General features: G+C 54.4%; 16 protein-coding genes and 8 pseudogenes. 12 read left to right on the forward strand and 12 right to left on the reverse strand.

All coding sequences use genetic code 11. The annotated features are described in order from the left end of the window. Positions 1-158 precede the first annotated feature (158 nt). Positions 159-338 (forward strand): annotated as a pseudogene (locus WM46_RS26045) (ArsR/SmtB family transcription factor); the annotation flags it as partial. 64 nt (positions 339-402) lie between these two features. After that, positions 403-963 (forward strand): annotated as a pseudogene (locus WM46_RS26050) (IS6-like element IS26 family transposase); the annotation flags it as partial. Positions 964-982: 19 nt separating this feature from the next. Here the strand turns inward: WM46_RS26050 and WM46_RS26055 are convergent. Further along, a pseudogene (locus WM46_RS26055) lies at positions 983-3,094 on the reverse strand (Tn3-like element Tn3 family transposase); the annotation flags it as partial. Positions 3,095-3,448: 354 nt separating this feature from the next. Between WM46_RS26055 and WM46_RS26060 the strand changes: the two are divergent. Continuing rightward, positions 3,449-4,768, forward strand: coding sequence for an IS1182-like element ISKpn6 family transposase (locus WM46_RS26060; protein ID WP_004152397.1), 1,320 nt, complete (start codon positions 3,449-3,451; stop codon positions 4,766-4,768). Between the two features lie 249 nt (positions 4,769-5,017). On the opposite strand, the gene WM46_RS26065 is transcribed toward WM46_RS26060, so the two are convergent. From WM46_RS26065 to tnpA, 4 genes are all read right to left on the reverse strand, one after another. Next, the gene (locus WM46_RS26065) at positions 5,018-5,899 is read right to left on the reverse strand and encodes a carbapenem-hydrolyzing class A beta-lactamase KPC-3 (RefSeq protein WP_004152396.1); all 882 of its coding nucleotides are present in this window, start codon (positions 5,897-5,899) and stop codon (positions 5,018-5,020) included. A 386-nt stretch (positions 5,900-6,285) separates the two neighbouring features. Next, complete coding sequence (istB, locus tag WM46_RS26075; protein ID WP_004152394.1) at positions 6,286-7,065, reverse strand: IS21-like element ISKpn7 family helper ATPase IstB; 780 nt, start codon at positions 7,063-7,065, stop codon at positions 6,286-6,288. After that, the gene (istA, locus tag WM46_RS26080) at positions 7,062-8,087 is read right to left on the reverse strand and encodes an IS21 family transposase (RefSeq protein ID WP_004199214.1); all 1,026 of its coding nucleotides are present in this window, start codon (positions 8,085-8,087) and stop codon (positions 7,062-7,064) included. Before istA ends, istB begins: the two co-directional genes overlap by 4 nt. A 106-nt stretch (positions 8,088-8,193) precedes the next feature. Beyond that, on the reverse strand, positions 8,194-11,223 hold the full coding sequence (tnpA, locus tag WM46_RS26085; protein WP_004152392.1) for a Tn3-like element Tn4401 family transposase: 3,030 nt from the start codon (positions 11,221-11,223) through the stop codon (positions 8,194-8,196). Positions 11,224-11,332: 109 nt separating this feature from the next. Between tnpA and tnpR the strand changes: the two genes are divergently transcribed. Next, positions 11,333-13,048: a Tn3-like element Tn4401 family resolvase TnpR gene (gene tnpR, locus WM46_RS26090; protein WP_004152391.1), complete on the forward strand. Its 1,716-nt coding sequence runs from the start codon at positions 11,333-11,335 to the stop codon at positions 13,046-13,048. Between the two features lie 51 nt (positions 13,049-13,099). Here the strand turns inward: tnpR and WM46_RS26095 are convergent. Next, positions 13,100-13,999, reverse strand: a pseudogene (locus WM46_RS26095) (DUF4158 domain-containing protein); the annotation flags it as partial. Between the two features lie 163 nt (positions 14,000-14,162). On the opposite strand from WM46_RS26095, the gene WM46_RS26100 reads away from it, so the two are divergent. The 6 genes and pseudogenes from WM46_RS26100 to bla all read left to right on the forward strand — a co-directional run. Continuing rightward, the gene (locus tag WM46_RS26100; RefSeq protein ID WP_001217881.1) at positions 14,163-14,720 is read left to right on the forward strand and encodes a recombinase family protein; all 558 of its coding nucleotides are present in this window, start codon (positions 14,163-14,165) and stop codon (positions 14,718-14,720) included. Positions 14,721-14,953: 233 nt separating this feature from the next. Further along, positions 14,954-15,508 carry an aminoglycoside N-acetyltransferase AAC(6')-Ib' gene (locus WM46_RS26105; RefSeq protein ID WP_014454105.1) on the forward strand — a complete coding sequence of 185 codons (555 nt, stop codon included), beginning with the start codon at positions 14,954-14,956 and terminating at the stop codon, positions 15,506-15,508. 69 nt (positions 15,509-15,577) lie between these two features. Then, the gene (gene aadA1 / locus WM46_RS26110) at positions 15,578-16,366 is read left to right on the forward strand and encodes an ANT(3'')-Ia family aminoglycoside nucleotidyltransferase AadA1 (RefSeq protein WP_001206315.1); all 789 of its coding nucleotides are present in this window, start codon (positions 15,578-15,580) and stop codon (positions 16,364-16,366) included. Positions 16,367-16,425: 59 nt separating this feature from the next. Then, positions 16,426-17,250, forward strand: a complete 825-nt coding sequence (locus WM46_RS26115) for an oxacillin-hydrolyzing class D beta-lactamase OXA-9 (RefSeq protein ID WP_000722315.1) — start codon at positions 16,426-16,428, stop codon at positions 17,248-17,250. Positions 17,251-17,449: 199 nt separating this feature from the next. Beyond that, a pseudogene (locus WM46_RS26120) lies at positions 17,450-17,767 on the forward strand (recombinase family protein); the annotation flags it as partial. 182 nt (positions 17,768-17,949) lie between these two features. After that, a pseudogene (bla, locus tag WM46_RS26125) lies at positions 17,950-18,552 on the forward strand (class A beta-lactamase); the annotation flags it as partial. A gap of 21 nt (positions 18,553-18,573) precedes the next feature. On the opposite strand, the pseudogene WM46_RS26130 reads toward bla, so the two are convergent. Further along, positions 18,574-18,696 (reverse strand): annotated as a pseudogene (locus WM46_RS26130) (helix-turn-helix domain-containing protein); the annotation flags it as partial. Positions 18,697-18,748: 52 nt separating this feature from the next. Then, positions 18,749-19,453, reverse strand: a complete 705-nt coding sequence (locus tag WM46_RS26135) for an IS6-like element IS26 family transposase (RefSeq protein WP_001067855.1) — start codon at positions 19,451-19,453, stop codon at positions 18,749-18,751. Between the two features lie 65 nt (positions 19,454-19,518). Here WM46_RS26135 and WM46_RS26140 point away from each other — a divergent pair. Then, positions 19,519-20,016, forward strand: a pseudogene (locus WM46_RS26140) (Tn3 family transposase); the annotation flags it as partial. Positions 20,017-20,025: 9 nt separating this feature from the next. On the opposite strand, the gene WM46_RS26145 reads toward WM46_RS26140, so the two are convergent. The 4 genes from WM46_RS26145 to WM46_RS26160 are packed head-to-tail and all read right to left on the reverse strand — an operon-like array spanning position 20,026 to position 25,574. Further along, positions 20,026-20,391 carry a DUF6710 family protein gene (locus WM46_RS26145; protein ID WP_012561167.1) on the reverse strand — a complete coding sequence of 122 codons (366 nt, stop codon included), beginning with the start codon at positions 20,389-20,391 and terminating at the stop codon, positions 20,026-20,028. After that, positions 20,391-23,627, reverse strand: coding sequence for a MobF family relaxase (mobF, locus tag WM46_RS26150; protein ID WP_012561166.1), 3,237 nt, complete (start codon positions 23,625-23,627; stop codon positions 20,391-20,393). The genes WM46_RS26145 and mobF overlap by 1 nt, the downstream gene beginning before the upstream one ends. Further along, a complete protein-coding gene (locus tag WM46_RS26155) occupies positions 23,627-25,156 on the reverse strand; it encodes a type IV secretion system DNA-binding domain-containing protein (protein WP_000342688.1) in 1,530 nt (509 codons plus the stop codon). The genes mobF and WM46_RS26155 overlap by 1 nt, the downstream gene beginning before the upstream one ends. Before the next feature lies 1 nt (position 25,157). Further along, complete coding sequence (locus WM46_RS26160) at positions 25,158-25,574, reverse strand: hypothetical protein (protein WP_001749975.1); 417 nt, start codon at positions 25,572-25,574, stop codon at positions 25,158-25,160. Positions 25,575-26,064: 490 nt separating this feature from the next. On the opposite strand from WM46_RS26160, the gene stbA reads away from it, so the two are divergent. Further along, positions 26,065-26,484, forward strand: a complete 420-nt coding sequence (gene stbA / locus WM46_RS26735; RefSeq protein ID WP_001749974.1) for a plasmid stabilization protein StbA — start codon at positions 26,065-26,067, stop codon at positions 26,482-26,484. Positions 26,485-26,487: the final 3 nt, after the last annotated feature.

Here is a 26,487-nt window from a genome sequence, read left to right on the forward strand (position 1 = left end):
CCCTGCACGGGTATTCGCAAGGATTTCGGTAGTGCTCTGGCTCTGCCCCCCATAACCTGGCGGACAGAGCATGATTGGGAAAGCGGTACCCTCACGGCAGAAACGATTGACGCAGGCTATATTTCTATTATTCTGGAAATATAGATAAAGGAGGTATTATGGATTTAAACACTGCTGCAAACGCACTTCGAGAACTGGGCCACCCGACACGTCTCAGCATATACCGGGAGCTGGTCAGGGCGGGTCATGAAGGCCTGCCGGTTGGCGAACTGCAGAAGCACCTTGAGATTCCTGCCTCCACGCTCAGCCATCATCTTTCAGCGCTGATATCCGCTGGACGGCACTGTTGCAAATAGTCGGTGGTGATAAACTTATCATCCCCTTTTGCTGATGGAGCTGCACATGAACCCATTCAAAGGCCGGCATTTTCAGCGTGACATCATTCTGTGGGCCGTACGCTGGTACTGCAAATACGGCATCAGTTACCGTGAGCTGCAGGAGATGCTGGCTGAACGCGGAGTGAATGTCGATCACTCCACGATTTACCGCTGGGTTCAGCGTTATGCGCCTGAAATGGAAAAACGGCTGCGCTGGTACTGGCGTAACCCTTCCGATCTTTGCCCGTGGCACATGGATGAAACCTACGTGAAGGTCAATGGCCGCTGGGCGTATCTGTACCGGGCCGTCGACAGCCGGGGCCGCACTGTCGATTTTTATCTCTCCTCCCGTCGTAACAGCAAAGCTGCATACCGGTTTCTGGGTAAAATCCTCAACAACGTGAAGAAGTGGCAGATCCCGCGATTCATCAACACGGATAAAGCGCCCGCCTATGGTCGCGCGCTTGCTCTGCTCAAACGCGAAGGCCGGTGCCCGTCTGACGTTGAACACCGACAGATTAAGTACCGGAACAACGTGATTGAATGCGATCATGGCAAACTGAAACGGATAAGGGGTCTGACGCTCAGTGGAACGAAAACTCACGTTAAGCAACGTTTTCTGCCTCTGACGCCTCTTTTAATGGTCTCAGATGTCCTTTGGTCACCAGTTCTGCCAGCGTGAAGGAATAATGGCCGAGCATATTGATATGTCCGTGGCAAAGCGGGGAGAGGCGTGCGATATCTTCATCATTCAGTGTTTCACCCTGCGCCCGGAGATGATCCAGGGCTGCCTGCATATAAATAGTGTTCCATAACACGACGGCGTTAGTGACCAGCCCCAGTGTGCCCAGTTGATCTTCCTGACCGTCGGTATATCGTTTTCTTATCTCACCTTTTTGACCGTGACAGATGGCTCTGGCAACGGCATGGCGACTTTCTCCCCGATTAAGCTGGGTCAGAATGCGCCGGCGGTAATCTTCATCATCAATATAATTAAGCAGATACAGCGTTTTGTTGATGCGCCCCACTTCAATGATTGCCTGAGTCAGTCCGGAAGGACGTTCACTTTTCAGCAATGAACGGACCAGCACTGAAACCTGTACTTTGCCCAGCTTCAGGGAGCCAGCGGTCCGGATCATTTCGTCCCACTGAAGGACTATTTTTCGGGGATCTGATTGCCCTCTGGCAATATCATTCAGCACGCCATAGTCGGCATCATGGTCCATTCGCCAGAAAACCGAAGCACCGGCATCAGCCAGGCGTGGAGAAAACTGGTATCCCAGCAGCCAGAAAAGGCCAAAGACAAGTTCGCTGGCACCTGCTGTATCGGTCATAATTTCGGTTGGATTCAGCCCGGTCTCCTGTTCCAGAAGACCTTCCAGCACAAAGATAGAGTCCCTCAGCGTCCCCGGTATAACGATGCCATGAAAGCCGGAATACTGATCGGACACAAAGTTGTACCAGGTGATCCCTCTGTTATTACCAAAGTATTTGCGGTTCGGTCCGGCATTGATTGTTCTGACTGGCGTAACAAAGCGCATTCCATCTGCAGATGCCACTTCTCCTCCACCCCATATCTGTGCCAGTGGCAGCGTTGCCTGAAAATCAACCAGTCTGGCATTAGCGCTGGTGATAGTTTCAGCCCGCAGATAGTTCGCTTTTGTCCAGTTCAGCCGGTGTCGGGTCAGTGCAGGAACATTTGATCTGATCAGTGGTTCCAGACCGATATTGCAGGCTTCAGCCATCAGCACGGCGCTGATGCTGACGGGCAGATCATCAACTCTGGCACTGGCTTCACTGGCATGGAAAAACTCATCAGCAAATCCGGTATGGGCGTTAATTTCGAGCAGCAACTCCGTTAAATCCACCGGAGGGAGTAGATCACTGATCATTTTGCTCAGTCGTTTCAGACTGTCCGGCTCATCAAGACTGGCGAGGGGAGAAATTGTCAACCGGGGCTTCGGGCCAGAAACATCGAGTTCGACAGCCTCATTTTCGCAAAGACGTGCAGCAACCTGTCTGTAACGACTATCAAGCTGATGACCCAGAGATTTTATTGCTTCCTGCGGGTCTGTCGGGTGCCCCAAAGAACGATAAACCTTAATCCGGTTTGCCTGCCAGTCAGCACCCTGTAGTAATCTTGCACGAGGATCTCCCCACCGGTTACTGCCGGTAACGTAGACATCCCTCCGCCTCAGACTATCCTGCAGTTTACTGAGAAAGCAGAGCGTGTATCCCCTGCGGGTGATATGTTTTTCCTTGTTAATCACCAGCCGTTTCCATGACCGACTGATAATTTCCGTTGGTGCGTCGTCAAAAAACTGCCGCCGTGAGCTGAACTCCCGGCTGAGGTAGTCACAGGCATTCAGAGTGGTAACCCCGGCAGGTGCGGATGAAAATTTAACGGTATTCAGCAGATGGGGCAGGAAACGACGAACGCGCCCGTACTGCTCCACCATTTCTTCATGAAAATTATCGTCTGAGGGCCGGGCAATTTCACGGACAAGCGTGATGATTTCAGCCAGCTTTTGCCTTGGGATGTAGCTGAACACCTCAGCACGAATCGATTCGTCCGGTGTTTCTTCTTTCAGCAGGTACGAACATGCGCTGGCGAGCGCCAATGCAGATTTATCCAGATCCTTCAGCGAGCGGAGCCGTTTTTTCTGCCCAATCTTTCTGGCGTCACGGATGATAACGGCCAGCATGGCGTCCAGAACGGGGGGGTAAGCGGGAACCCCAGAAAATTCCGCCATTCCGCATTGTGGAATTTTTTGGGGGGGTGGTCCGCGGCATGACGACCCGCCAAAGGCTACCGCATCTATCTGAGGCGCTGTGGCGCGACGCTGAAACCCCGGGGAATTCCGCTACTCCAGTTCCAGGTCCGCAATAGTTCGTCCAGGTCGGGTGGCGTACGCCGGAAACGCCGATTTTTCCGCAACCGTTTCTGCGTTGTCGGCAAGGTGGTCTCAGAGAGCGCTCAAGAAGCGGTTTTTCTCGTATGTTTAGCTACGGTGGCCTAGGAGCCTGCGCGGCAGAAGCCAAATCGGCGGAAGATCGAGGACGATACGGGGATGGCTGCCAGTTACCTTCCTTACCGACCCGACCAATCCTATCTGCTGCCCCCTTCTCTGGGAGAGTGGCTACCTGAAGGGCATCTTGCCTACTTCATCAGCGAGACTGTCGATACGCTGGACTTGAGCGCATTCCACGCCCGGTATGCCGGCGGTGGTCCGGGCAATCAGCCGTTTCATCCGGCGATGATGGTCAAAGTGCTGATCTATGGTTACGCGAGCGGCGTCTTCTCTTCGCGCAAACTAGCCAGGAAGCTGTACGAGGATGTCGCGTTGCGTGTGCTGGCCGCTGGAAACTTCCCGGCCCACCGCACGCTGAGTGACTTCCGTGCCCTACACCTGACCGAGCTTGAGAATTTGTTCGTTCAGGTGGTGCAACTGGCGCGCGAATGTGGGCTGGTGAAGCTTGGCACGATCGCGGTCGACGGCACCAAGGTAAAAGCCAACGCCAGCCGCCACAAGGCGATGAGCTATAAGCGCATGAAGCCGGCCGAGGACGAATTGCATTGCGAGATCAAGGCGCTGCTTGATCGCGCCAAGGCTACCGACGACCAGGAGCGTAACGAGCCGGAGCTGGACATTCCTGCCGAGATTTCTCGCCGCGAGAAGCGCCTGGAGGCGATCCAGGCGGCAAAGGCGCGCCTGGAAGCGCGCCAGCGTGAAGCGGACCAGGCCCGGGGGCGCAGCGAAGACGATGGCCGCCGGCCTCGCCATCCGGATGGCTCGGACAAGGGCGGTGGCTCGTACAAACGCGAGTTTGGTGTGCCGGATGACCGTGATCAGGAAAGCTTCACCGATCCGGACAGCCGGATCATGAAACACGCCGGTGGTGGCTCCGAGCAGAGCTACAACGGGTACACAGCGGTCGATGCCGAGCACCAGATCATCGTGGCGGCGGAGTTGACCAACTGCGCCGCGGACAGTCAGGCGCTGCTGGGCATGCTGGCAGCAGTTCAGGCCAACACCGGAGAAATGCCGGCCCAGACGCTGGCGGATGCGGGATTCCGTAGTGAGGCTGTTCTGGCAAAGGTCGCCGATCACCACGGCGATGTCATCGTTGCCCTCGGCCGCGAGGGACGTGAAGATGCCAAGGTCAATGCCAAGACCCATCCGCATACGGCGGCGATTGCGGCGAAATTGAAAACGGAGCAAGGCGATGCAGCTTACCGCCGGCGCAAGTCGATCGTGGAGGCTCCGAATGGTTGGATCAAGGCGGTGATGGGATTGCGTCAGTTCAGCATGAGGGGCCTGGACAAGGTGCAAGCCGAGTGGAAGCTCGTCTGCATGGCGCTAAATCTGAGGCGAATGGCGTATCTGTGAGGGCGAAGGTTAAATGGGGCGGCTCAAATGCACCCCAGTCGTCATAACACGCCGCGCGCCGCAAGATTGGTATCCTTGGCGCCGACGCCTTGCCAATTGCAGAGAGCGCCGCCGCCATCGTCAGTGCTCTACAGAAAACCGGTCACACGGCTCTGCCGCGCAGACTCCTAGCCTAAATGTGACAGTGGTTGGTAATCCATGCCGCCCGCAAGGGCGGCGGTGGTGGGCCAATAGATGATTTTCAGAGCCTTACTGCCCGTTGACGCCCAATCCCTCGAGCGCGAGTCTAGCCGCAGCGGCGATGACGGCCTCGCTGTACTTGTCATCCTTGTTAGGCGCCCGGGTGTAGACGGCCAACACAATAGGTGCGCGCCCAGTGGGCCAGACGACGGCATAGTCATTTGCCGTGCCATACACTCCGCAGGTTCCGGTTTTGTCTCCGACTGCCCAGTCTGCCGGCACCGCCGCGCGGATGCGGTGGTTGCCGGTCGTGTTTCCCTTTAGCCAATCAACAAACTGCTGCCGCTGCGGCGCAGCCAGTGCAGAGCCCAGTGTCAGTTTTTGTAAGCTTTCCGTCACGGCGCGCGGCGATGAGGTATCGCGCGCATCGCCTGGGATGGCGGAGTTCAGCTCCAGCTCCCAGCGGTCCAGACGGAACGTGGTATCGCCGATAGAGCGCATGAAGGCCGTCAGCCCGGCCGGGCCGCCCAACTCCTTCAGCAACAAATTGGCGGCGGCGTTATCACTGTATTGCACGGCGGCCGCGGACAGCTCCGCCACCGTCATGCCTGTTGTCAGATATTTTTCCGAGATGGGTGACCACGGAACCAGCGCATTTTTGCCGTAACGGATGGGTGTGTCCAGCAAGCCGGCCTGCTGCTGGCTGCGAGCCAGCACAGCGGCAGCAAGAAAGCCCTTGAATGAGCTGCACAGTGGGAAGCGCTCCTCAGCGCGGTAACTTACAGTTGCGCCTGAGCCGGTATCCATCGCGTACACACCGATGGAGCCGCCAAAGTCCTGTTCGAGTTTAGCGAATGGTTCCGCGACGAGGTTGGTCAGCGCGGTGGCAGAAAAGCCAGCCAGCGGCCATGAGAGACAAGACAGCAGAACTAGACGGCGATACAGTGACATCAACGATATTCCTTGTTTGAAGGTGGAGCTAGGTGTAGCGGCCGGATGTAATCAGGCCGCTACAGCTGGGATTATCACCGAGCGGCAAGCCGCTCCCTCTCCAGAGGCTGTAACGGCTGTAACTGCCCCGGATGGGCACACATCGGGTTGGTAAGTCCCTGGCACCACAACGTCCAGCGCTATTGAAAAACGAATCAGGTCGGCGTTCATGGGTCGGCCACCTCGCCTGACCTCGGCATCCACGTTACGGACGGCCTCAGGAAGTCCTGGCCAAGCCCCGACTATTGGGGCGCGAAGATAGCACCGAGGGTACGCCGGTGTCAACACCAACTGAAAACTGACCCACTTTACCCCTGAATCACCAAAGTAATACTGACCCACCTGGATCATTCGGGTTTGGAATTTTTCCTGACCACTCCCGCCTTCCTCTTGTCCTTCAAGCGGTAGCTTTCGCCGCTCAGGGTCAGGATATGGGCATGGTGCAGCAGCCGATCCAGCATCGCGGCTGTCAGGGTGGTATCGCCGGCAAACGCGTCGGCCCACTGGCTGAACGGCAGGTTCGAGGTCAGGATCATCGCCCCTTTCTCATAGCGCTTCGCCACCACCTGAAAGAACAGGTTCGCTTCCTCGCGTCCGAAAGGCAGGTAGCCGATCTCATCGATCACCAGCAGCCGTGGACCGAGGATGGCGCGGTTGAAGTATTCCTTCAGCCGCCCTTGTCGCTGCGCCGTGCTCAGTTGCAGCATCAGGTCGGCTGCCGTGATGAAGCGTGTCTTGACCCCGGCTTGCGCGGCCTTGTAACCCAAGGCGATGGCGAGGTGGGTCTTGCCGATGCCAGAGGGTCCGATCAGCACCACGTTCTCGGCCCGTTCGACAAACGCCAGACTGCCCAGCTCCTGCACCAGTGCCTTGGGCACGCCGGGGTTGAAGCTGAAGTCATAGTCCTCCAGGGTCTTGATGCCCGGGAAGCAAGCCATCCGCGTCAGCAGTTCGCGGCTGCGCTGCTGGCGACACCCCGCTTCATGCCGCAACAGGTGTTCCAGGAAGTCGGTGAAGCTGAAGTCCTCGCGCACCGCCTGCTGCGCCAGGACGGGGTAATGCGTTGCCACCCGTTCGAGTTTGAGTTGCTGGCACAGGGCGTCGATCCGCTCATGCTGGAGGTTCATCGGCAGGCCTCCCCAATTGCGTCATAGACAGACAGTGGGTGCTGGAGAGATTCCAGTGGTACCGGGCGGAGACTGTTATCCAGCAGGGGGGCCTCGTCGCGCCGCACACGGGATGGCAAGGGTTGCAGGTGTTCCCGCTCCTGCCGCCAACGGTCGATGGGGCGCTCGTTCAGGGTGGCGTGGACCCGCACATTCGCCTCGTCTGCCAACCAGTCACGGACGCGTCGGTTGGCAGCAGCACAATCGAGCAGCAGCCCCGTGCCCTTCATCCGGGTCAGCAACGGGTTGTAGAAGCTCTCGCGGAAGTAGCGATTGAAGCGCTCGACCTTGCCTTTGGTCTGGGCCCGATACGGGCGACACAGCCGGATCCGGAACCCCAGGTCATCGGCCAGTTGAAGCAAGCCGGGGTGAAAACGGTGCTTGCCGTCACCGTAGGCATCGCGTTCCAGCACCACGGTCTTCATGTTGTCGAACAACACCTCGCGGGGCACACCGCCCAGATAGTCAAAAGCCAGCAACAGGGAGTCCCGCACGGACTCGAAGGATTCGTCCGGTACGAAGGTGACAAACGTCATGCGGCTGTATCCCAGCGTGGCGACGAAGGCCGACATGGGGGATCTGGCCCGGCGCAAGACCACGAAATCAGCCTGCAACTGCCGTCCGGGCTCGGTCTCGAAACGGACGGCCGGACCTGCTTCGCGGCGGGCGGGCTTGAGCGTGGCGAGGAAGGCGCGCAATAACGAGAGACCGCCGCCATACCCTTGAGCGCGGATTTCCCGATTCAGGACGGTGGCAGGCAGCCAGATGGGGTGGGCCTGCTCGACCCGTTGCCGCAGATAAGATTCAAATGGCCCCAGTTTGGTGGGGCGTGGTTCACGGGGCTGGTATCGCGCTACCGACGGATCGCGGAGGTAGCGGCGCACGGTATTGCGCGAGACCCCCAACGTGCGGGCGATGTGCCGGATGGAGTGGCCCTGTCGGGCAAGAACTCTGATTTCCACGGTTTGCTCCTGGGTCAACATCGACGGCCTCGAAAAGGCCGCCAAACTAGCCCAGGTGGATCAGTTTTACTTCGCTGGGGTGGGTCAGTTTTACACTGCTGCTAACACGGAACCGCTGAAAATTCCGTCACTCCAGTTCCAGGCCTGCGACGATCGCATCGAGATCGATCGTCTTGCCGCTGCTTTGAAAGGTGTAGTGCCCGTTGAGCAGGATGTGCCGCCATGCCGCAGGCGAAATTTTTGTGATGAGTGCCAGCGCCTTGCTGTTGCCGGCCGCCTCGTACTTGGTCACCAGCCGCGACAAGATTGCCGAGTTGTAGAAAATGATCGTGTTGGCGATCAGCCGTGCGCACTGGTTGCTGATCTCGATTTCAATGTCGGTGCGACCGGTCAGTTCCTTCTTACCGCCGACCTGGGCAATGGCCGAGCGTAGCTGATGGTAGGACTCGAGGCGATTTTGCGAGCGGTGCACGTTGCGTTCCAGTTGCGGATCGCGCAGGTAGCGAAGCGTGTAGATGCTGCGGATGAGCTTGTCGAACTCGAAGATCGCGCGCCGCGTCGGGTTCGTCGTGGTGTAGGTGCACAGCTTGCGGATCAGCGTGCCCTGCGTCATTTCCTTCAGCCCGAGTGTGGCGACGATCCGGTCGATGTTCGGCTTCTCGCGATGGATGAGATCGCAGTCGATTTTCCCGACTGGCCGAATCAGGCACGCCTGATACTGTGCTGGATCGTCAGCGCAGTAGAGTTCTTTCAATTGCGCGTTGAGGTCGGTGAAGCGCGGCTCGAACCGCCGGCCAAACCAATGCAGGATGGCGAAGTTGGCCTTGTTGACGCTGTGCATGTCGCCGGTGATCGCGGTCGGCATGATGTCCGACGTGTTGCGATACCAGATGTCGAACACGTGGTGGGCCTCGTAGTCGTGCGCGCCGATCAGGTAGCCGTTGAGCGGGATGTGGTTGCACAGCAGCGTGTAGGCGACCACGCCCTTGCCGCGCCCGAAGTACTTGCGCGAATAGCGCGCCTTCACGGTCGGCCGTTCGACGCTGAATTTCTGCCCGTCGACGGCACCGTACAGCGTTTCGAGGTCGAACGAGTAGTATGGGAAGATCGGTAGCGTGGCGATGGCGTTGCTGATGCAGTCGTTGGCCGCGTGCAGCGTTGCCTGGCGCAGGTACTGCTGGTAGCCGCTATCCAGCACGTGGTACGGGATGTCGCTGGTGCGCGCCATGACGTGGTTGCCGTGGTTCATCGCTTGCGCGATGATGACCGCCATCAGGCTGTCAGCGTCGGCGACCTTCTTCGCGTAGCGCGGCTGCATGGGCGTGAACGCCGACAGAAACTTGCACTCGTCGTTGACGAAGCGAAACACGTCGGCCACGTCGCAGAACGGAAGCTTCTCGTAGAATGCCTTTTCGCGCGCTTTCTCATTCTCGCTCTTGGGCTTGCGCCAGGTCAGTTTCTGCGTGTCCTTGTTGTATTCGAGGTGCGTCAGCTTGCCCTGTTTCAGCTCGCGGTTGAACGCCAGCCACTGCGTGCGCAGTTCGGCAGTCAGCGCATCGAGTTGGGCATGGACGGGTTGCTGCAGGAAGGGGATCTCCATTTTTGCGAGCACATCGATCTTCCTGTCCATCTCAACCAGTTCATCTGAGAAGTGCCGGTGTTGCAGGCTGTCGTCGAGGTAGAGTTCACCCGATTGGAGACGCTTCCTGATCTGGCGGTACAGCCAGAACTCGTAGCGGTCAGCGTGCAGGCCGGTTGGTTTACCGTCGGCGTCGAAGGTCAGCAGGTACGGCCGCAAGCGTTTCGGAAGTGTCGCCGCGGGCCACTCGTCGAGTGGCCGTTGCGACAGCCGCTGCTGCTTGGCAAAAACACCTTTGGCCCAGGCCAGCGCGGCAAGCCATGGACTGTCTGGATTGGAGCCGGAGAGGTCGAGCGCAACGTACAGTGGACGAAGATGGCGGCGCATGCGGTCGGCCAGCCCGTCCACCGCCTGCCACTGCAAGGCCAGCTTGCTCGCCGGCTTCACGCTCATACGCTGCGCCGTGGTTTGCAGCGTATCGCGAGGCATGATCTTGTAGGCGCGCTGCCGCACCTCGCCGAAGGGCGTGGGATCGGCCACGCTATCATCAACGTAGAGTGACAGCAGGCGGCCTACCCGCGGCGTTTCCTGCTGACGGCGCACCTGCTCGTCGGCAAAGGATTGTTTGGCACCAGCGCTGCTTTCGTCCTCCAACTGCTTCATGTGGTACGCCATCGCATCGACCAGGTTGTCGGAGAGCTGCCGGTAGCGTACCCAGGCATAGCACAGCAGGTAGAGTTGGGTCTGATCGGCCTTCAGATTGCGCAGGTCGTGGACGGTGTAGAAGTTTGCCAGGCTCGCGTAGTACAGCAGGTTCTGCTGCGAGACGTCGAGTTTAGGCAGCAGTGTCTTGGCGATTGCGTGCAGCGGCTCCAGCGTGGCGCGCTTTTCGCGCTCGCGGACCATCTGGCGCCAGCCGAAATTCTTGGCGTCCTGCTTGAGCGCCGCCAGTTGCGACAGGGTGTCATCACGGACCAGAAGCTGGCTCAGCGCGGCCTTGGCAGATTCGTCCAACGCTTGCTCCAGCAGATTGCCCAGGCGCCGGCGCTCGGCGGATAGCGTTTCGCTGACCAACTCTTGCAAGGTCGTATAGCCGGGCCGGATAATCTTGTGCTCATTGAGCCAGACGATCAGCTCGGCGGCGACGAACCCCGGCGTTACGTCACGCCGCACGGTCCGTGCGGCCTGCTGCTCGAGCTGCGGCAGGAAGGCGGCCGACCACGGCCAGTAGCCGAATAGTTTGGCGATCTGCTCGCGCTGGGTGTAGCGTTCATGCTTGGTGATCGCCTTGGGTTCGAACACCTCGCCGTGGAAATAGCGGCTCAGCACGAAAGCGCAATCGTCCTCGACTTCGTCCCAGTCGAAACTGAAGAAGGCATGCTTGGCCTTGAAGTAGCCGATCTGCAAGAGGCAATAGACCTTGGCATGAAGACTGGGCCGGCTGTTGGCAAGCGCCAACTCGGTTTCTGTCACAGCCAGATATTCCAGCTGCTGCGCATCATCGAACTCCGGCAGGCCATACAAGGCCTCCTGTTCGGCGTCGGATAGGACGCTGAGTAGCTTGTTCTTCTTGCTCATGGCCCGTTCTTGCTATCTTGAGGTTTCGTAGAAACATGGGGCATTTTCGATTCTACTGAAATAATCGTTATTATCGCGTTACTCGCTTTTCGAATCGCAACCTGTCCATATGAAAACGGGCCAGACTACGGCTTCGAGTTCTACCCCAGTCGGCTTTCCCGATGCGGATTCGCTGGCTGCCTTGCGCGGCTGGTACGCGGGACTCAGCTCTCGCGCGGCCGTTGAACACTACCTGGCGGCACGCAAGGCCGCCGGTCAATCAGCGCGAGGGATGCTGGGGCATATCCGCCGCCAGCTCATCGTTTTCGCCAACAGCCGCCACCGGCCGGATCTGGCCGACGTGTTCCAGCACGCCCCCGAAGAGCGACAGGGGCGCGCGGGTGCCGTCGAACGCGCGATCCGGCTCTTGCCCACGCTGCCGGCGCCGAAGCCCCAGATCAGCGACAGCATCGACCAGTGGCTGTCTCCGAGGACCGTCAGGGCACTGCAGGCGTACGGTATCCACACCCTCTCGGCGCTGACCGTGCGCATTCCCCGCCGGCGTGGCTGGTGGAAAGCCATCGAGGGACTCGGCATGACAGGCGCCCGGCAGGTCGAGGCTTTCTTTGCCGCACATCCGCAGCTCACCGAGCGCGCCCGGGCCCTGATCCCGATTATTCAGCCCAGCGGCATCGTGCCGTGGGAGCAGTTGCGTCTGCCGAACGAAGTCGACGGCTCGCAGGGCAATTTCCGGGCCCCGCGCAACGCTTGCACGCTGAATGCGACCAACGACTACGAGGCCGTGCAGGCCTGGCTGGCGCTGCACGAGACTGTCGCCACACAGCGCGCCTATCGCAAGGAGGCTGCGCGGCTAATCCTGTGGGCCATCGTCGAACGCGGACGGGCGCTATCATCCCTGACCACGGACGATGCAATCGCGTACCGGGCCTTTGTCCGGCACCCGACCCCGCGCGAGCGTTGGGTGGGGCCACCTCGACCACGCGATTCGGTGGAATGGCGCCCCTTCTCGGGCGGCTTGTCCGCACGCTCGGCAGCGTATGCGCTGACGGTGCTCTCGGCGCTGTTCCGGTGGCTCATCGAGCAGCGCTATGTGCTGGCCAACCCTTTCGCCGGCGTCAAGGTACGCGGTCACGCCTTGCGGCCCGCACTGGATACGGCGCGAGGCTTTACCGAGGGAGAATGGCTACTGCTGCGCGCCATTGCAGACGGCCTGGAATGGTCCTACGGCTGGTCCGAGCCGGCAGCACAACGCCTGCGCTTCATGCTCGACTTCGGCTATGCCACGGGCCTGCGCGCTAGCGAACTGGTCGGCGCCGTCCTGGGTAATGTCCGCCTCGACGAGCACGGTGACCACTGGCTGCATTTGGTTGGCAAAGGTGGCAAACCAGGTAAGGTGGCCTTGCCGCCGCTCGCGTATACGGCGCTGGACCAATACTTGGCACAGCGTCAACTGCCAGTCAGCCGGGAACGGTGGAATCCGAAAACGCCCCTGGTGGGCAGTCTTGGGGAAGACGGTAATGCCGGCATCACCGGCCCTCACCTTTGGTGCGTGTTGCGAAGATTCTTTACGCAAGCCGCTGAGGCCATTGAGGCCGATCATCCGGTCGCCGCCGAAAAGCTGCGCCGTGCCACGCCTCATTGGATGCGTCACAGTCATGCCAGCCATGCGTTGGCCCGGGGAGCTCAGCTCACCGCGGTGCGCGACAACCTACGCCATGCGTCGATCGCCACGACGTCGATGTATTTGCATGGCGATGAGCTCGAGCGCGCCAGGCAGATGCGGCAGGCTTTTGGCGCTCGTCACGTCAAGCGAGGAGTCGACTGAATTTTCATCATACGGAATGACGGAATTTTCTGGGATTCCCGCTTAGAACCCCAGAACGTCCAATGCATCATCCAGCGCCAGCGTTTCCCATGCAAGGACAAAGGCAACCAGAACCGCCATCCTTTTCTGCGGTGACATCCTGGCAATATTGAACACCGAAGTCATACCAGCATAACGTGCGAGATTTTTCAGGCGCACAGCCGGGAGTGTACTCAGGTTTTCAGCATGCAGGCCAAAATCGTTCAGAGTTTTCCAGCGTTCAATTGCTTCATTAAACGCCGGACCACTGATGGTCACAGGGCCCTTTTTCAGTGATTCCAGTAAAGACAGGCGGCTGCAATCAGTTGGCCCCAGCAGCATCTCCAGCTGTGAACGCTGTTCGGCTGACGGTATCAGTGCCAGTTTGTTCCACAGGCGCAACGTCGCCTTTTCCCTTACCTCTGAAATCAACCGGGTCAGCGTAGTGGCTCCGGGGAGAATAATACGATGTTGCATAAGCCACCCTGTCGCCAGATCGAAAAGCAGGCCAGGACGTTCGTTGCTTATCCAGCTCCGGGTATATAAAAGACGGGTAAGGCGAAATGTCCAGGGCCAGGCAAATTCACGATACTGATAGTGCTGACGTATCAGCGCTGCATGCTCACGGCGGGTATTTTCCCTCTGACCGTATTCTGCAAGAACGGTGATATCACGAATCCCGAGCTGTCTGGCGGTAAAATGCCGGACGCCGGAAGGAATATGATTCATATCGGTGAGGAAGGTGCCCAGAAAACGGACACATCCAATTTGCAGGGCAATGCCCAGACGGTTGTGATCACCTCTGCTTTTTCCGATAAATTCCTTGTCTGCTTCATCAAGGTGAAAATATCGTGCCAGCTGAAGCTCATCCGGTTCACCGGTGAATCTGCCATAGCTTTCAGTCTGCTCAGTGGTCAGAAAGTCAACGGGCATATCGGCCTCCCTGCCTGACGGGCATTTAGTAACATTTTTCCAACCGTACGAAATGTTATAAATTATCAGACATAGTAAAACGGCTTCGTTTGAGTGTCCATTAAATCGTCATTTTGGCATAATAGACACATCGTGTCTGATATTCGATTTAAGGTACATTTTTATGCGAATTTTTGGTTATGCGCGGGTCTCAACCAGCCAGCAGTCCCTCGATATTCAGATCAGAGCGCTCAAAGATGCAGGGGTAAAAGCTAACCGCATCTTTACCGACAAGGCATCCGGCAGTTCAACAGATCGGGAAGGGCTGGATTTGCTGAGGATGAAGGTGGAGGAAGGTGATGTCATTCTGGTGAAGAAGCTCGACCGTCTTGGCCGCGACACCGCCGACATGATCCAACTGATAAAAGAGTTTGATGCTCAGGGTGTAGCGGTTCGGTTTATTGACGACGGGATCAGTACCGACGGTGATATGGGGCAAATGGTGGTCACCATCCTGTCGGCTGTGGCACAGGCTGAACGCCGGAGGATCCTAGAGCGCACGAATGAGGGCCGACAGGAAGCAAAGCTGAAAGGAATCAAATTTGGCCGCAGGCGTACCGTGGACAGGAACGTCGTGCTGACGCTTCATCAGAAGGGCACTGGTGCAACGGAAATTGCTCATCAGCTCAGTATTGCCCGCTCCACGGTTTATAAAATTCTTGAAGACGAAAGGGCCTCGTGATACGCCTATTTTTATAGGTTAATGTCATGATAATAATGGTTTCTTAGACGTCAGGTGGCACTTTTCGGGGAAATGTGCGCGGAACCCCTATTTGTTTATTTTTCTAAATACATTCAAATATGTATCCGCTCATGAGACAATAACCCTGATAAATGCTTCAATAATATTGAAAAAGGAAGAGTATGAGTATTCAACATTTCCAAACAAAGTTAGGCATCACAAAGTACAGCATCGTGACCAACAGCAACGATTCCGTCACACTGCGCCTCATGACTGAGCATGACCTTGCGATGCTCTATGAGTGGCTAAATCGATCTCATATCGTCGAGTGGTGGGGCGGAGAAGAAGCACGCCCGACACTTGCTGACGTACAGGAACAGTACTTGCCAAGCGTTTTAGCGCAAGAGTCCGTCACTCCATACATTGCAATGCTGAATGGAGAGCCGATTGGGTATGCCCAGTCGTACGTTGCTCTTGGAAGCGGGGACGGATGGTGGGAAGAAGAAACCGATCCAGGAGTACGCGGAATAGACCAGTCACTGGCGAATGCATCACAACTGGGCAAAGGCTTGGGAACCAAGCTGGTTCGAGCTCTGGTTGAGTTGCTGTTCAATGATCCCGAGGTCACCAAGATCCAAACGGACCCGTCGCCGAGCAACTTGCGAGCGATCCGATGCTACGAGAAAGCGGGGTTTGAGAGGCAAGGTACCGTAACCACCCCAGATGGTCCAGCCGTGTACATGGTTCAAACACGCCAGGCATTCGAGCGAACACGCAGTGTTGCCTAACCCTTCCATCGAGGGGGACGTCCAAGGGCTGGCGCCCTTGGCCGCCCCTCATGTCAAACGTTAAACATCATGAGGGAAGCGGTGATCGCCGAAGTATCGACTCAACTATCAGAGGTAGTTGGCGTCATCGAGCGCCATCTCGAACCGACGTTGCTGGCCGTACATTTGTACGGCTCCGCAGTGGATGGCGGCCTGAAGCCACACAGTGATATTGATTTGCTGGTTACGGTGACCGTAAGGCTTGATGAAACAACGCGGCGAGCTTTGATCAACGACCTTTTGGAAACTTCGGCTTCCCCTGGAGAGAGCGAGATTCTCCGCGCTGTAGAAGTCACCATTGTTGTGCACGACGACATCATTCCGTGGCGTTATCCAGCTAAGCGCGAACTGCAATTTGGAGAATGGCAGCGCAATGACATTCTTGCAGGTATCTTCGAGCCAGCCACGATCGACATTGATCTGGCTATCTTGCTGACAAAAGCAAGAGAACATAGCGTTGCCTTGGTAGGTCCAGCGGCGGAGGAACTCTTTGATCCGGTTCCTGAACAGGATCTATTTGAGGCGCTAAATGAAACCTTAACGCTATGGAACTCGCCGCCCGACTGGGCTGGCGATGAGCGAAATGTAGTGCTTACGTTGTCCCGCATTTGGTACAGCGCAGTAACCGGCAAAATCGCGCCGAAGGATGTCGCTGCCGACTGGGCAATGGAGCGCCTGCCGGCCCAGTATCAGCCCGTCATACTTGAAGCTAGGCAGGCTTATCTTGGACAAGAAGATCGCTTGGCCTCGCGCGCAGATCAGTTGGAAGAATTTGTTCACTACGTGAAAGGCGAGATCACCAAGGTAGTCGGCAAATAATGTCTAAAACAAAGTTATGCACCTATTAAGCGCACAGCGGAGCAATGAAGGATACCTTGATGAAAAAAATTTTGCTGCTGCATATGTTGGTGTTCGTTTCCGCCACTCTCCCAATCAGTTCCGTGGCTTCTGATGAGGTTGAAACGCTTAAATGCACCATCATCGCAGACGCCATTACCGGAAATACCTTATATGAGACCGGAGAATGTGCCCGTCGTGTGTCTCCGTGCTCGTCTTTTAAACTTCCATTGGCAATCATGGGGTTTGATAGTGGAATCTTGCAGTCGCCAAAATCACCTACGTGGGAATTGAAGCCGGAATACAACCCGTCTCCGAGAGATCGCACATACAAACAAGTCTATCCGGCGCTATGGCAAAGCGACTCTGTTGTCTGGTTCTCGCAGCAATTAACAAGCCGTCTGGGAGTTGATCGGTTCACGGAATACGTAAAGAAATTTGAGTACGGTAATCAAGATGTTTCCGGTGACTCGGGGAAGCATAACGGCTTGACCCAGTCATGGCTGATGTCGTCGCTCACCATATCTCCCAAGGAGCAAATTCAGTTTCTTCTACGCTTTGTCGCGCATAAGCTGCCTGTATCCGAAGCGGCTTATGACATGGCGTATGCCACAATCCCGCAGTACCAGGCAGCCGAAGGATGGGCTGTACATGGAAAAAGCGGCAGCGGCTGGCTTCGGGACAATAACGGCAAGATAAATGAAAGTCGTCCGCAGGGCTGGTTCGTGGGCTGGGCTGAAAAAAACGGACGGCAAGTTGTTTTCGCCCGATTGGAAATAGGAAAGGAAAAGTCCGATATTCCCGGCGGGTCTAAAGCACGAGAGGATATTCTCGTGGAATTACCCGTGTTGATGGGTAACAAATGATATGTGGCGTCATCGAGAGCAGATGCATAACCCTGCGCTCGAGCGGACCTCGCGCATAAAGCCGCGCGAGTCCGCTCACCTTGAACGTTAGATGCACTAAGCACATAATTGCTCACAGCCAAACTATCAGGTCAAGTCTGCTTTTATTATTTTTAAGCGTGCATAATAAGCCCTACACAAATTGGGAGATATATCATGAAAAGAGTTTGATGCTCAGGGTGTAGCGGTTCGGTTTATTGACGACGGGATCAGTACCGACGGTGATATGGGGCAAATGGTGGTCACCATCCTGTCGGCTGTGGCACAGGCTGAACGCCGGAGGATCCTAGAGCGCACGAATGAGGGCCGACAGGAAGCAAAGCTGAAAGGAATCAAATTTGGCCGCAGGCGTACCGTGGACAGGAACGTCGTGCTGACGCTTCATCAGAAGGGCACTGGTGCAACGGAAATTGCTCATCAGCTCAGTATTGCCCGCTCCACGGTTTATAAAATTCTTGAAGACGAAAGGGCCTCGTGATACGCCTATTTTTATAGGTTAATGTCATGATAATAATGGTTTCTTAGACGTCAGGTGGCACTTTTCGGGGAAATGTGCGCGGAACCCCTATTTGTTTATTTTTCTAAATACATTCAAATATGTATCCGCTCATGAGACAATAACCCTGATAAATGCTTCAATAATATTGAAAAAGGAAGAGTATGAGTATTCAACATTTCCGTGTCGCCCTTATTCCCTTTTTTGCGGCATTTTGCCTTCCTGTTTTTGCTCACCCAGAAACGCTGGTGAAAGTAAAAGATGCTGAAGATCAGTTGGGTGCACGAGTGGGTTACATCGAACTGGATCTCAACAGCGGTAAGATCCTTGAGAGTTTTCGCCCCGAAGAACGTTTTCCAATGATGAGCACTTTTAAAGTTCTGCTATGTGGCGCGGTATTATCCCGTGTTGACGCCGGGCAAGAGCAACTCGGTCGCCGCATACACTATTCTCAGAATGACTTGGTTGAGTACTCACCAGTCACAGAAAAGCATCTTACGGATGGCATGACAGTAAGAGAATTATGCAGTGCTGCCATAACCATGAGTGATAACACTGCGGCCAACTTACTTCTGACAACGATCGGAGGACCGAAGGAGCTAACCGCTTTTTTGCACAACATGGGGGATCATGTAACTCGCCTTGATCGTTGGGAACCGGAGCTGAATGAAGCCATACCAAACGACGAGCGTGACACCACGATGCCTGCAGCAATGGCAACAACGTTGCGCAAACTATTAACTGGCGAACTACTTGGGGTCGGTTCCGGCTGAGGGCGAAATGACACCCTAAGCGTTAGCTCTGTGTCGTTGCACGATGTCAGCGACGGTATTCTTGCTGATACCGAGCTCGCGTGCGATCCAGCGATAGCTGCGTCCCTCGGCCCTCATCGCAACCACCTTAGGCAAAAGGGCACTGTTGCAAAGTTAGCGATGAGGCAGCCTTTTGTCTTATTCAAAGGCCTTACATTTCAAAAACTCTGCTTACCAGGCGCATTTCGCCCAGGGGATCACCATAATAAAATGCTGAGGCCTGGCCTTTGCGTAGTGCACGCATCACCTCAATACCTTTGATGGTGGCGTAAGCCGTCTTCATGGATTTAAATCCCAGCGTGGCGCCGATTATCCGTTTCAGTTTGCCATGATCGCATTCAATCACGTTGTTCCGGTACTTAATCTGTCGGTGTTCAACGTCAGACGGGCACCGGCCTTCGCGTTTGAGCAGAGCAAGCGCGCGACCATAGGCGGGCGCTTTATCCGTGTTGATGAATCGCGGGATCTGCCACTTCTTCACGTTGTTGAGGATTTTACCCAGAAACCGGTATGCAGCTTTGCTGTTACGACGGGAGGAGAGATAAAAATCGACAGTGCGGCCCCGGCTGTCGACGGCCCGGTACAGATACGCCCAGCGGCCATTGACCTTCACGTAGGTTTCATCCATGTGCCACGGGCAAAGATCGGAAGGGTTACGCCAGTACCAGCGCAGCCGTTTTTCCATTTCAGGCGCATAACGCTGAACCCAGCGGTAAATCGTGGAGTGATCGACATTCACTCCGCGTTCAGCCAGCATCTCCTGCAGCTCACGGTAACTGATGCCGTATTTGCAGTACCAGCGTACGGCCCACAGAATGATGTCACGCTGAAAATGCCGGCCTTTGAATGGGTTCATGTGCAGCTCCATCAGCAAAAGGGGATGATAAGTTTATCACCACCGACTATTTGCAACAGTGCCCAGTCCACGCCTCAGAACTTGTGGGCTCGCTTTTAAAAAGTTCCCGTCCGTCAGGGCTGGCGCAGGCGATTATGGAGGTGGGACGGGTCAACAAGACGCTGTACCTCCTCAACTACATTGATGATGAAGAATATCGTCGCAGGATACTGACTCAGCTTAACCGGGGAGAAGGCCGTCACGCCGTGGCAAGGGCGATCTGTTACGGCCAACGTGGTGAGATTAGAAAACGTTACCGTGAGGGGCAGGAGGATCAACTGGGTGCGCTGGGGCTTGTCACTAACGCAGTTGTATTGTGGAACACGCTTTATATGCAGGAAGCGCTATCACATTTGCGCAGCGCTGGTGAGATCCCGGAAGACGAGCATATCTCACGCCTGTCGCCACTGATGTACGGTCATATCAACATGCTGGGACATTATACGTTCACGCTGCCGGAAAATATTCTGAAGGGAGAGTTGAGGCCATTAAATTTCAATTCAAACAATGAATTATTGCCTTAACGTGGTTTTTTACACGATTGAACCTCGAACCCCTATATCGGCTAAAGCACTCCGGTAGCTTGATTCACCCCACGGCCACGGCAGGATCTTGGCCGTCGCAAGCGCCAGGGGAAAATCTTCAGCTGCAAGCCTGAGTGATTTCATGTGCGTGTAATCCATCGCCCAGATGATTTTTGTGAAGAAGAACTCGCGCTCGTTCATGTCCGGGCGCGCGTCCTGGCCCTCCGTGCCAACGGCCAGCAAGTAATCGGCCTGAATTGGCAGTATCAGCGCGCGTAGTAAGTCATGGATCGCCGGTTGCGGCAGTCTGCGCGCCAGATTAATTACCCGGTCGAACTTCAGTTTATCCTGCTTGCGCTTGTCGGTCTGCTCCATCAGATTTCATGGCCCCCTTCTTCATGCTCATGCTCATGGGTGTGTTCTTTTCCGGTATGGCTCTGTTCCGCCTGAGACGTCTGCGGCATGGCGTAATCGTCGTAAATGCTGCTGTCAAAGTCGTAGTCTGATGCTTCGGCATAATGCTCGTAATCGGCATACTCCTGCGCGCTCCACTGCTGATCGTCGGCAGCAGCATAATCATGGGCCAGTTCTGCATCATTTTGCTGTGCTTCATGACGCCGCAGGCCAACGGAATCATCCATAGGGTTCTGCTTAAGATGAAAGGCGTCCTCTGCGTTGCTCACCGGCTGATAATCAGTGCCGGTTGTCATGTTATGTTCATCGGGTTTCTGGTTAAACGCCATGCTTTCCCCCGTGGCTTCTGGCAGACCTTTTTCAGCTGATCGGGTTTCTAAACTGGTATCGCGGCCAATATCCTTAAACCTGGCCTCAAGCCCAAAGAAACGGTCAATTTCTGCGGCCGTGGTTTTCGGGCTGTCGCGGCTCACGCTCGATGCCAAAGATTTTTTATCGTCGGTAAAAATTTCCACCTCATGACGCGCACGCGAAATACCAACATAAAAAACGTCCTTAGAAGTGGTAAGCGATTTGGTATCTATGTTGAACAACACGCGATCACAGGTAAGCCCCTGGGATTTGTGGACGGTGGTTGCATAAGCATAGGAAAGATAAGAAGCCTGTTTTTTGTCCAGCTCAACCGTGCGCCCTTTTTTGTCCTCAAGCGTCAGTTTTTCACCCTCCACGGTTTTCACCGTGAAGCGGTCGCCGTTGGCAACGTCCAGCGTTTTATCGTTACGCGTTACCATGACCTTATCGCCCGGCGCCAGTTCGGCGCTGACTGCCTGGTATACAGACAGCTTGGTGTGTGTACGCGGGCTGAAAGCGATCTGCTCACCGCTGCTGCTTTCAACCGTCAATTTGTTGCCCGGCCCGGTATCAAGAACCTGGTAAGACTCGCCCCGCTTCATACCATTTTTGTAATCCTGTTCGGGGATAATGATTTGCCCTTTACTGAAATAACGGCTGTCGCGGCGTTCCGCCTGTGTCGAATCCACGCGGTCAAGTAGCGTGAACGTTTCGCCGGTTCCGGCAAGCCCCAGATTGCCCCGGATGTAGTCATTGAGGGTTTTGCGTGAGGCGTTCGTACCAGAGATTATCAGGGTGGCATCCTGTTGTTCTGAGGACAGAGACAGGTAGCGATCGGCAAGTTGAGCGAGTCGGGGCGCTTCTTCCTTCAGTTCGTTCACGCCGGTGATATTTTTCAGGGCGCGCGCGGCATTACCTTCAGCGGCATACTTAACCGCCTCAAGCAAAACTTCATTCTTCTGTCGCTGAATGTCTTTCATGTAGCTGGTCTGCATACCTGCTTTAATCAGCTGCTCAAAAGGCTTACCGGCTTCTACCGCTTTCGTCTGTGACGTATCCCCCAGGAATACCGCGCGAGCGTTATGCTTCTCGATCACCTCCATCAGCTGTTTCATCTGCCGGGCGGGTATAACCCCGGCTTCATCAATGAATACGACTGATTTTTCATCCAGCTTTTTATCCTTCGCTTTGAGGAAGGCGGCAACGGTGCGGGCCGGTAATCCATCATCTTCAAGCGCTTTTTTCTGTGTCCCATAGGGGGCCAGCGCCGTGACCTTCAGCCCTTGTGACTCCAGCAGCTCTTTAGCGGCCATCGTCATATAGCTTTTACCGGTACCGGCGTAACCATGTGCGGCCACAAAACGATCTTTGCTCGTCACAATTTCTGTAACTGCGCGCATCTGCTCATTCTTGAGGGTTTTCCCGGCGAGCAGCTGGCCTGCAATCTCTGCGGTCAGCTGTCGCGGCATCTGCCCCCGGCCGCGTGATTCGATAGTCAGAATGGAACGCTCAAGGCGAATACCCTCCACGGTAGTGACGCGGTGGCTGGTCTTTTTAAGCCTGCCGTTTTTAATACCATCATCTACCGCAAAACGGGCTTTATCCGCACGCATCCCGCTATTCGTCAGCGAGTCGATCCACTCTTTGCGCGTCAGAGTTTCGGCCATAACTGAAGCACCGACCTTCAGCGTTGATTGATACCGGGCTTCGCCCTCGATGATGGCGCCCTTCTGTACCGCCTTCAGGTACGCTTTTTCAACATCGGCCATTGTGGCATGGCCCAGCACCTGCTTATTAGCGATCTGAATCAGCTTCTGGCGTTCAAAGCTGGCATCGCGCTCTGACAGCGACTTAACTGCAAACTGGATAGCCCGGTCAGCTTTAACCTCAGGGCTGGTAAAATCCGGGGCCATGTTGCGCGCAATATCAGCCTCCAGAGGTTTACCGTGTCCCTGCCATTCACGGTTATCAAAATCAATGCCTAGCGTTTTGGCGCGGCTGGCCCATTCCTGGTGAATTTCTTCACGGGAATGCTCTGTTTTCTTTTCACGCGTCGCCATCGAGACGCGGCTTTTCGTCTGAGCATCGGCGGTTTCCCGCGTCAGGCCCATTGCAGCGAGTCCCTTTTCAATTTGCTCCGACCGGCGGGAAAAAGCGCGAATCTGTTCGTCTGAAAAATGGGCCATATCGAACGTGTTATTTTTGCTGTTGTAACGCAGCTCATAACCGGCTTTGGTCAACTCCAGCGCCAGCTCCTGTTTGTAAACATCGCCCAGGTGCATTTTGTTACGCATCAGCTCATCATTTTTGAGCGCGCGCCACTGGCCGTCCTCGCGCTGGGTCATGTTCATGACAAAAGCGTGGGTGTGCAAATCAGGATCTAGCGCCCTGGACGTTTCGTGGCGAAAAGTAGCGACGACAAGGTTATTGGTATTCTGGGTTACTGATTTCCCCTGGCGAGTCGTCCGGGCCTGCGCGAGTTTTTCAGCTTCACGCACAGCAGCGGCAACAGCTTTTTCATGAGCCTCGATAATGGTTTTATCGCCGTGTATCAGCGCCTGCATGGATACCCCTTTAGGCGCTGAAAACGTCAGGTCGTAGCCCAGACGCTCTTTTTTGGCATCACCCACGTGTCGCTGCATATGCGTGAAGGTATCTATCTCTCCGACAAGCAGCTCTTTAAACCGGGCTGATTCAACGTCCCCGGATAAGCCGAGGGCTTCAGCTCCGGTTCCCTGCCAGGACGTGAATGATGAATCCTTACTGTAGTAATCATCCTTTGCATCAGAGTAGTAGCCCACAACGCTAGTGACGTTCTGGCGGGTAATCGTGGTTATATCAAGCATCAGATCTCCCTCAGTTCAATGCCAGGAACAGGGTTTTTGCGATGGTATTTAACGTGTTTAGCCTTGAACTTAGCGACGGGCATATCACCAGGCAACGCCAGATAGCCGGTGAGGTTTGGCAACATTGATATTTCGGTAGGCGTTACGGCACGAACAACTTTAACGTCGCGGCGTTTACGGACAATCCAGGGCTTCTGAGGATCGGATTCTTTACGCTCAACTTCGCCTTCTATCTCACCGAGTGAGCGCGACATTTGATCCAACGTTTCATCACCGAGACGGCTGCCGCCCAGCACGATGTTAGAACGCATGTTAGCCAGAATTGTCTGAGCCATATCCCGACCATAAACCTTAACCAGCTGAGAATAGGTTTGATAGCCAGCATAAACACACAGACCGCTTTTACGCCCTTTGGTCAGTGCATCGTTGAGGTTTGGCAGAAACTGGAGTGATTCCAGCTCGTCAATAAATACATTAATGCGGCTTTCTTTTTCACCCATACCCAGCACGATAGAAAAAATCGAATCCAGCCAGCAGGAAATTAGCGGATTAAGTGACCTTTTCATTTCTTCCTGCCAGGTGATAAACAGGGTTCCCGGCTTTCCATCATCAAGCCAGTCACGCAGGGAAAAATTACCTTCCGGCATTTTCAAATGTGGGGCAAGATTCTTACTGAGAACAAATCGCGCGCTTCCAACTGCTTTTTCAGACCCGGAAAAAATAGCTTCGGCAGGCGTCCCCATTAAAAATTCTTTTAATTTTTTCTGGTCAACGTTACAGGCCCAGTGAATAACTTCTTCCATAGTTACTGTGCTATATAGGCTGTGAAGTTTTTTCGAAACTTCACTAAAAATAAGACGGCCATAGCCGAACCATTCTTCAGTAGCCATATCAGGGCTTTCCTGAACAATAGAGTTCACTAAGCGCTCGTAATCATATGAACGGCGAATTTCATTGAAAAACACCCAGCCTTCAGTGCGTTTATCATAGGCGTTTAAAATAACATCGCCGGGACGATAGAAATTCTTTAAGAAGCCCCCATTTGGATCTAAAGCAATATTTTTGCCGCCTCTAATGATGCTCTTAAATAACAGTTCATTGAAAATTGTGGTTTTACCAGTACCGGTTGTACCGGCAATCGAAAAATGCAAGTTCTCAGCGTATGTAGGTATGGGGATATTAGCCACGGTTAACTGGTTGACACCTCTTTCGCGTGTTTTATCAGCGAGTGTTCTGGCGCGAACAAGCTCTGTACCACGATAAATCTTTTTGAATCTTTCGCCTTTAAACACGCGTGATTTATCATAAATGATAAAAGCGATCAGACCGCCAACACCAATAAACCAGCCAGCAATTAAAGCTGACCATAAAGGCCATAGCGAAAAAGTATTCTTAACCAGATACGGAATCAGGTATTTAGCCGTGGATGGATCAATACCGTAGGTAAATTTTGCAACTAGAAACCATACCATCACTGGAGGCAAAGTAATTGCAAATAAAAATGCTAAGCCTCTTTCTCTATCGTCCATTTCAGCGCTCCTTTTTTGGTTCCCAGACTTTGTAGCCGTTACGTTCAACCTCTGCTTTTGCCGCTTTGGTTTTGCCCGGTTCTGCTATCGAGCGCAGGAGGATTAGCGTTTCAATAGCGAGTGATTCATGCAACATCATCTGTCCTGCCGGTGGGAATTTTACGCCAGATAGCGTTTCGGTTATTGCCTTCAGCTCATCGCGCAGTGGGCCAAAATCCGCATCTGAAGCACGGTCAAAAAGATAATCCAGTTTGCGATTTACGTCGCTCAGCCGGTCGGCAACTATTTTCAACCCGGACTCCCGATCACCTGGGCCAGCTTCAATGCAGCGCCGCAGATAATCTGACCGATTACCTCCTGAAACCAGGTCTATATAGGCCAAAAGTTCATCTGATACTTTTGCGGTTATTATTGGCATTCAGTCCTCACATTGTGCATTTTTTAAACAAAAAATTGGGATCTAACAAGCTGAAATCTTAGTATTACCAAAGTAATAAAGCAAACTCATTATAAAACAATGAGTTATTGGGTGTTTTTAATACCTAATTATTACCGAATATTGTTGCTATTTATTTTTTTATCTTTTAAATCAGTATGATAGCGTGATTTATCGCGCTGCGTTAGGTGTATAGCAGGTTAAGGGATAAAAAATCATCTTTTTTGGTAGGGGCGATCTACGTAGGTTAAGGACTAACTGGCTAAAAAGCGTTCAATATTCCGTATTCATGCTTGCATGAATACCAGTACAACAAAAGTACATCAAAATTACATCAAAATTACATCACTTGAAGGTTGACAGTACAACAAAATTACATCATTCTTTGGTCATGAGGTAGCCAGTACAACAAAAGTACATCAAAAGTACATCAAAATTACATCAAAATTACATCATTCTAAATGAGGGTACTATGAAGCCCAAAAGTATCAGGGCGGCACTTCAGTTGATGTTGCCGGAAATAGAAGAAATGCTGTCACTGGGAGTTTCCAGGGAGGAAATTTATAAGGCAGTTTCTGAACGCTTCGGCCTGGAAGGTGTGAACGTTCGTAGCTTTGATACGTCCCTATATAGAGCGCGGCAAATCCGGAAAAATGGAATGCACAATACACATGAAAGGATGCCGAACAATGATGATAGTGTATTGCACAATACACAAAAAGGAGGTAGCGAGAAAGGTGCAGAGGAAAGTGTATTGCACAATACACAAACGCCGCCTGAGCCTGAACCGCAAGGAAGTGAAAAAAAAGAAAGTCCCGGCATTATTGATAAAGAGTTCTTCAATAAAATCAGTGAAGATTTCGACCCTAAGATGTTCAATAAAAAATTCTGAGGT

The sequence above is a fragment of the Citrobacter freundii complex sp. CFNIH2 genome, assembly GCF_002880615.1.
In the GTDB taxonomy this organism is placed as follows: domain Bacteria; phylum Pseudomonadota; class Gammaproteobacteria; order Enterobacterales; family Enterobacteriaceae; genus Citrobacter_A; species Citrobacter_A amalonaticus_F.

Excerpts from the sequence above, each read along its gene's own strand:
- istA (WP_004199214.1), bottom strand. The coding sequence starts at position 8,087 with ATGTTGACCCAGGAGCAAACCGTGGAAATCAGAGTTCTTGCCCGACAG.
- WM46_RS26115 (WP_000722315.1), top strand. The coding sequence starts at position 16,426 with ATGAAAAAAATTTTGCTGCTGCATATGTTGGTGTTCGTTTCCGCCACT.
- WM46_RS26145 (WP_012561167.1), bottom strand. The coding sequence starts at position 20,391 with ATGGAGCAGACCGACAAGCGCAAGCAGGATAAACTGAAGTTCGACCGG.
- WM46_RS26135 (WP_001067855.1), bottom strand. The coding sequence starts at position 19,453 with ATGAACCCATTCAAAGGCCGGCATTTTCAGCGTGACATCATTCTGTGG.
- WM46_RS26060 (WP_004152397.1), top strand. The coding sequence starts at position 3,449 with ATGGCTGCCAGTTACCTTCCTTACCGACCCGACCAATCCTATCTGCTG.
- tnpR (WP_004152391.1), top strand. The coding sequence starts at position 11,333 with ATGAAAACGGGCCAGACTACGGCTTCGAGTTCTACCCCAGTCGGCTTT.
- stbA (WP_001749974.1), top strand. The coding sequence starts at position 26,065 with ATGAAGCCCAAAAGTATCAGGGCGGCACTTCAGTTGATGTTGCCGGAA.
- WM46_RS26100 (WP_001217881.1), top strand. The coding sequence starts at position 14,163 with ATGCGAATTTTTGGTTATGCGCGGGTCTCAACCAGCCAGCAGTCCCTC.
- WM46_RS26155 (WP_000342688.1), bottom strand. The coding sequence starts at position 25,156 with ATGGACGATAGAGAAAGAGGCTTAGCATTTTTATTTGCAATTACTTTG.
- aadA1 (WP_001206315.1), top strand. The coding sequence starts at position 15,578 with ATGAGGGAAGCGGTGATCGCCGAAGTATCGACTCAACTATCAGAGGTA.
- mobF (WP_012561166.1), bottom strand. The coding sequence starts at position 23,627 with ATGCTTGATATAACCACGATTACCCGCCAGAACGTCACTAGCGTTGTG.
- tnpA (WP_004152392.1), bottom strand. The coding sequence starts at position 11,223 with ATGAGCAAGAAGAACAAGCTACTCAGCGTCCTATCCGACGCCGAACAG.
- WM46_RS26160 (WP_001749975.1), bottom strand. The coding sequence starts at position 25,574 with ATGCCAATAATAACCGCAAAAGTATCAGATGAACTTTTGGCCTATATA.
- WM46_RS26065 (WP_004152396.1), bottom strand. The coding sequence starts at position 5,899 with ATGTCACTGTATCGCCGTCTAGTTCTGCTGTCTTGTCTCTCATGGCCG.
- istB (WP_004152394.1), bottom strand. The coding sequence starts at position 7,065 with ATGAACCTCCAGCATGAGCGGATCGACGCCCTGTGCCAGCAACTCAAA.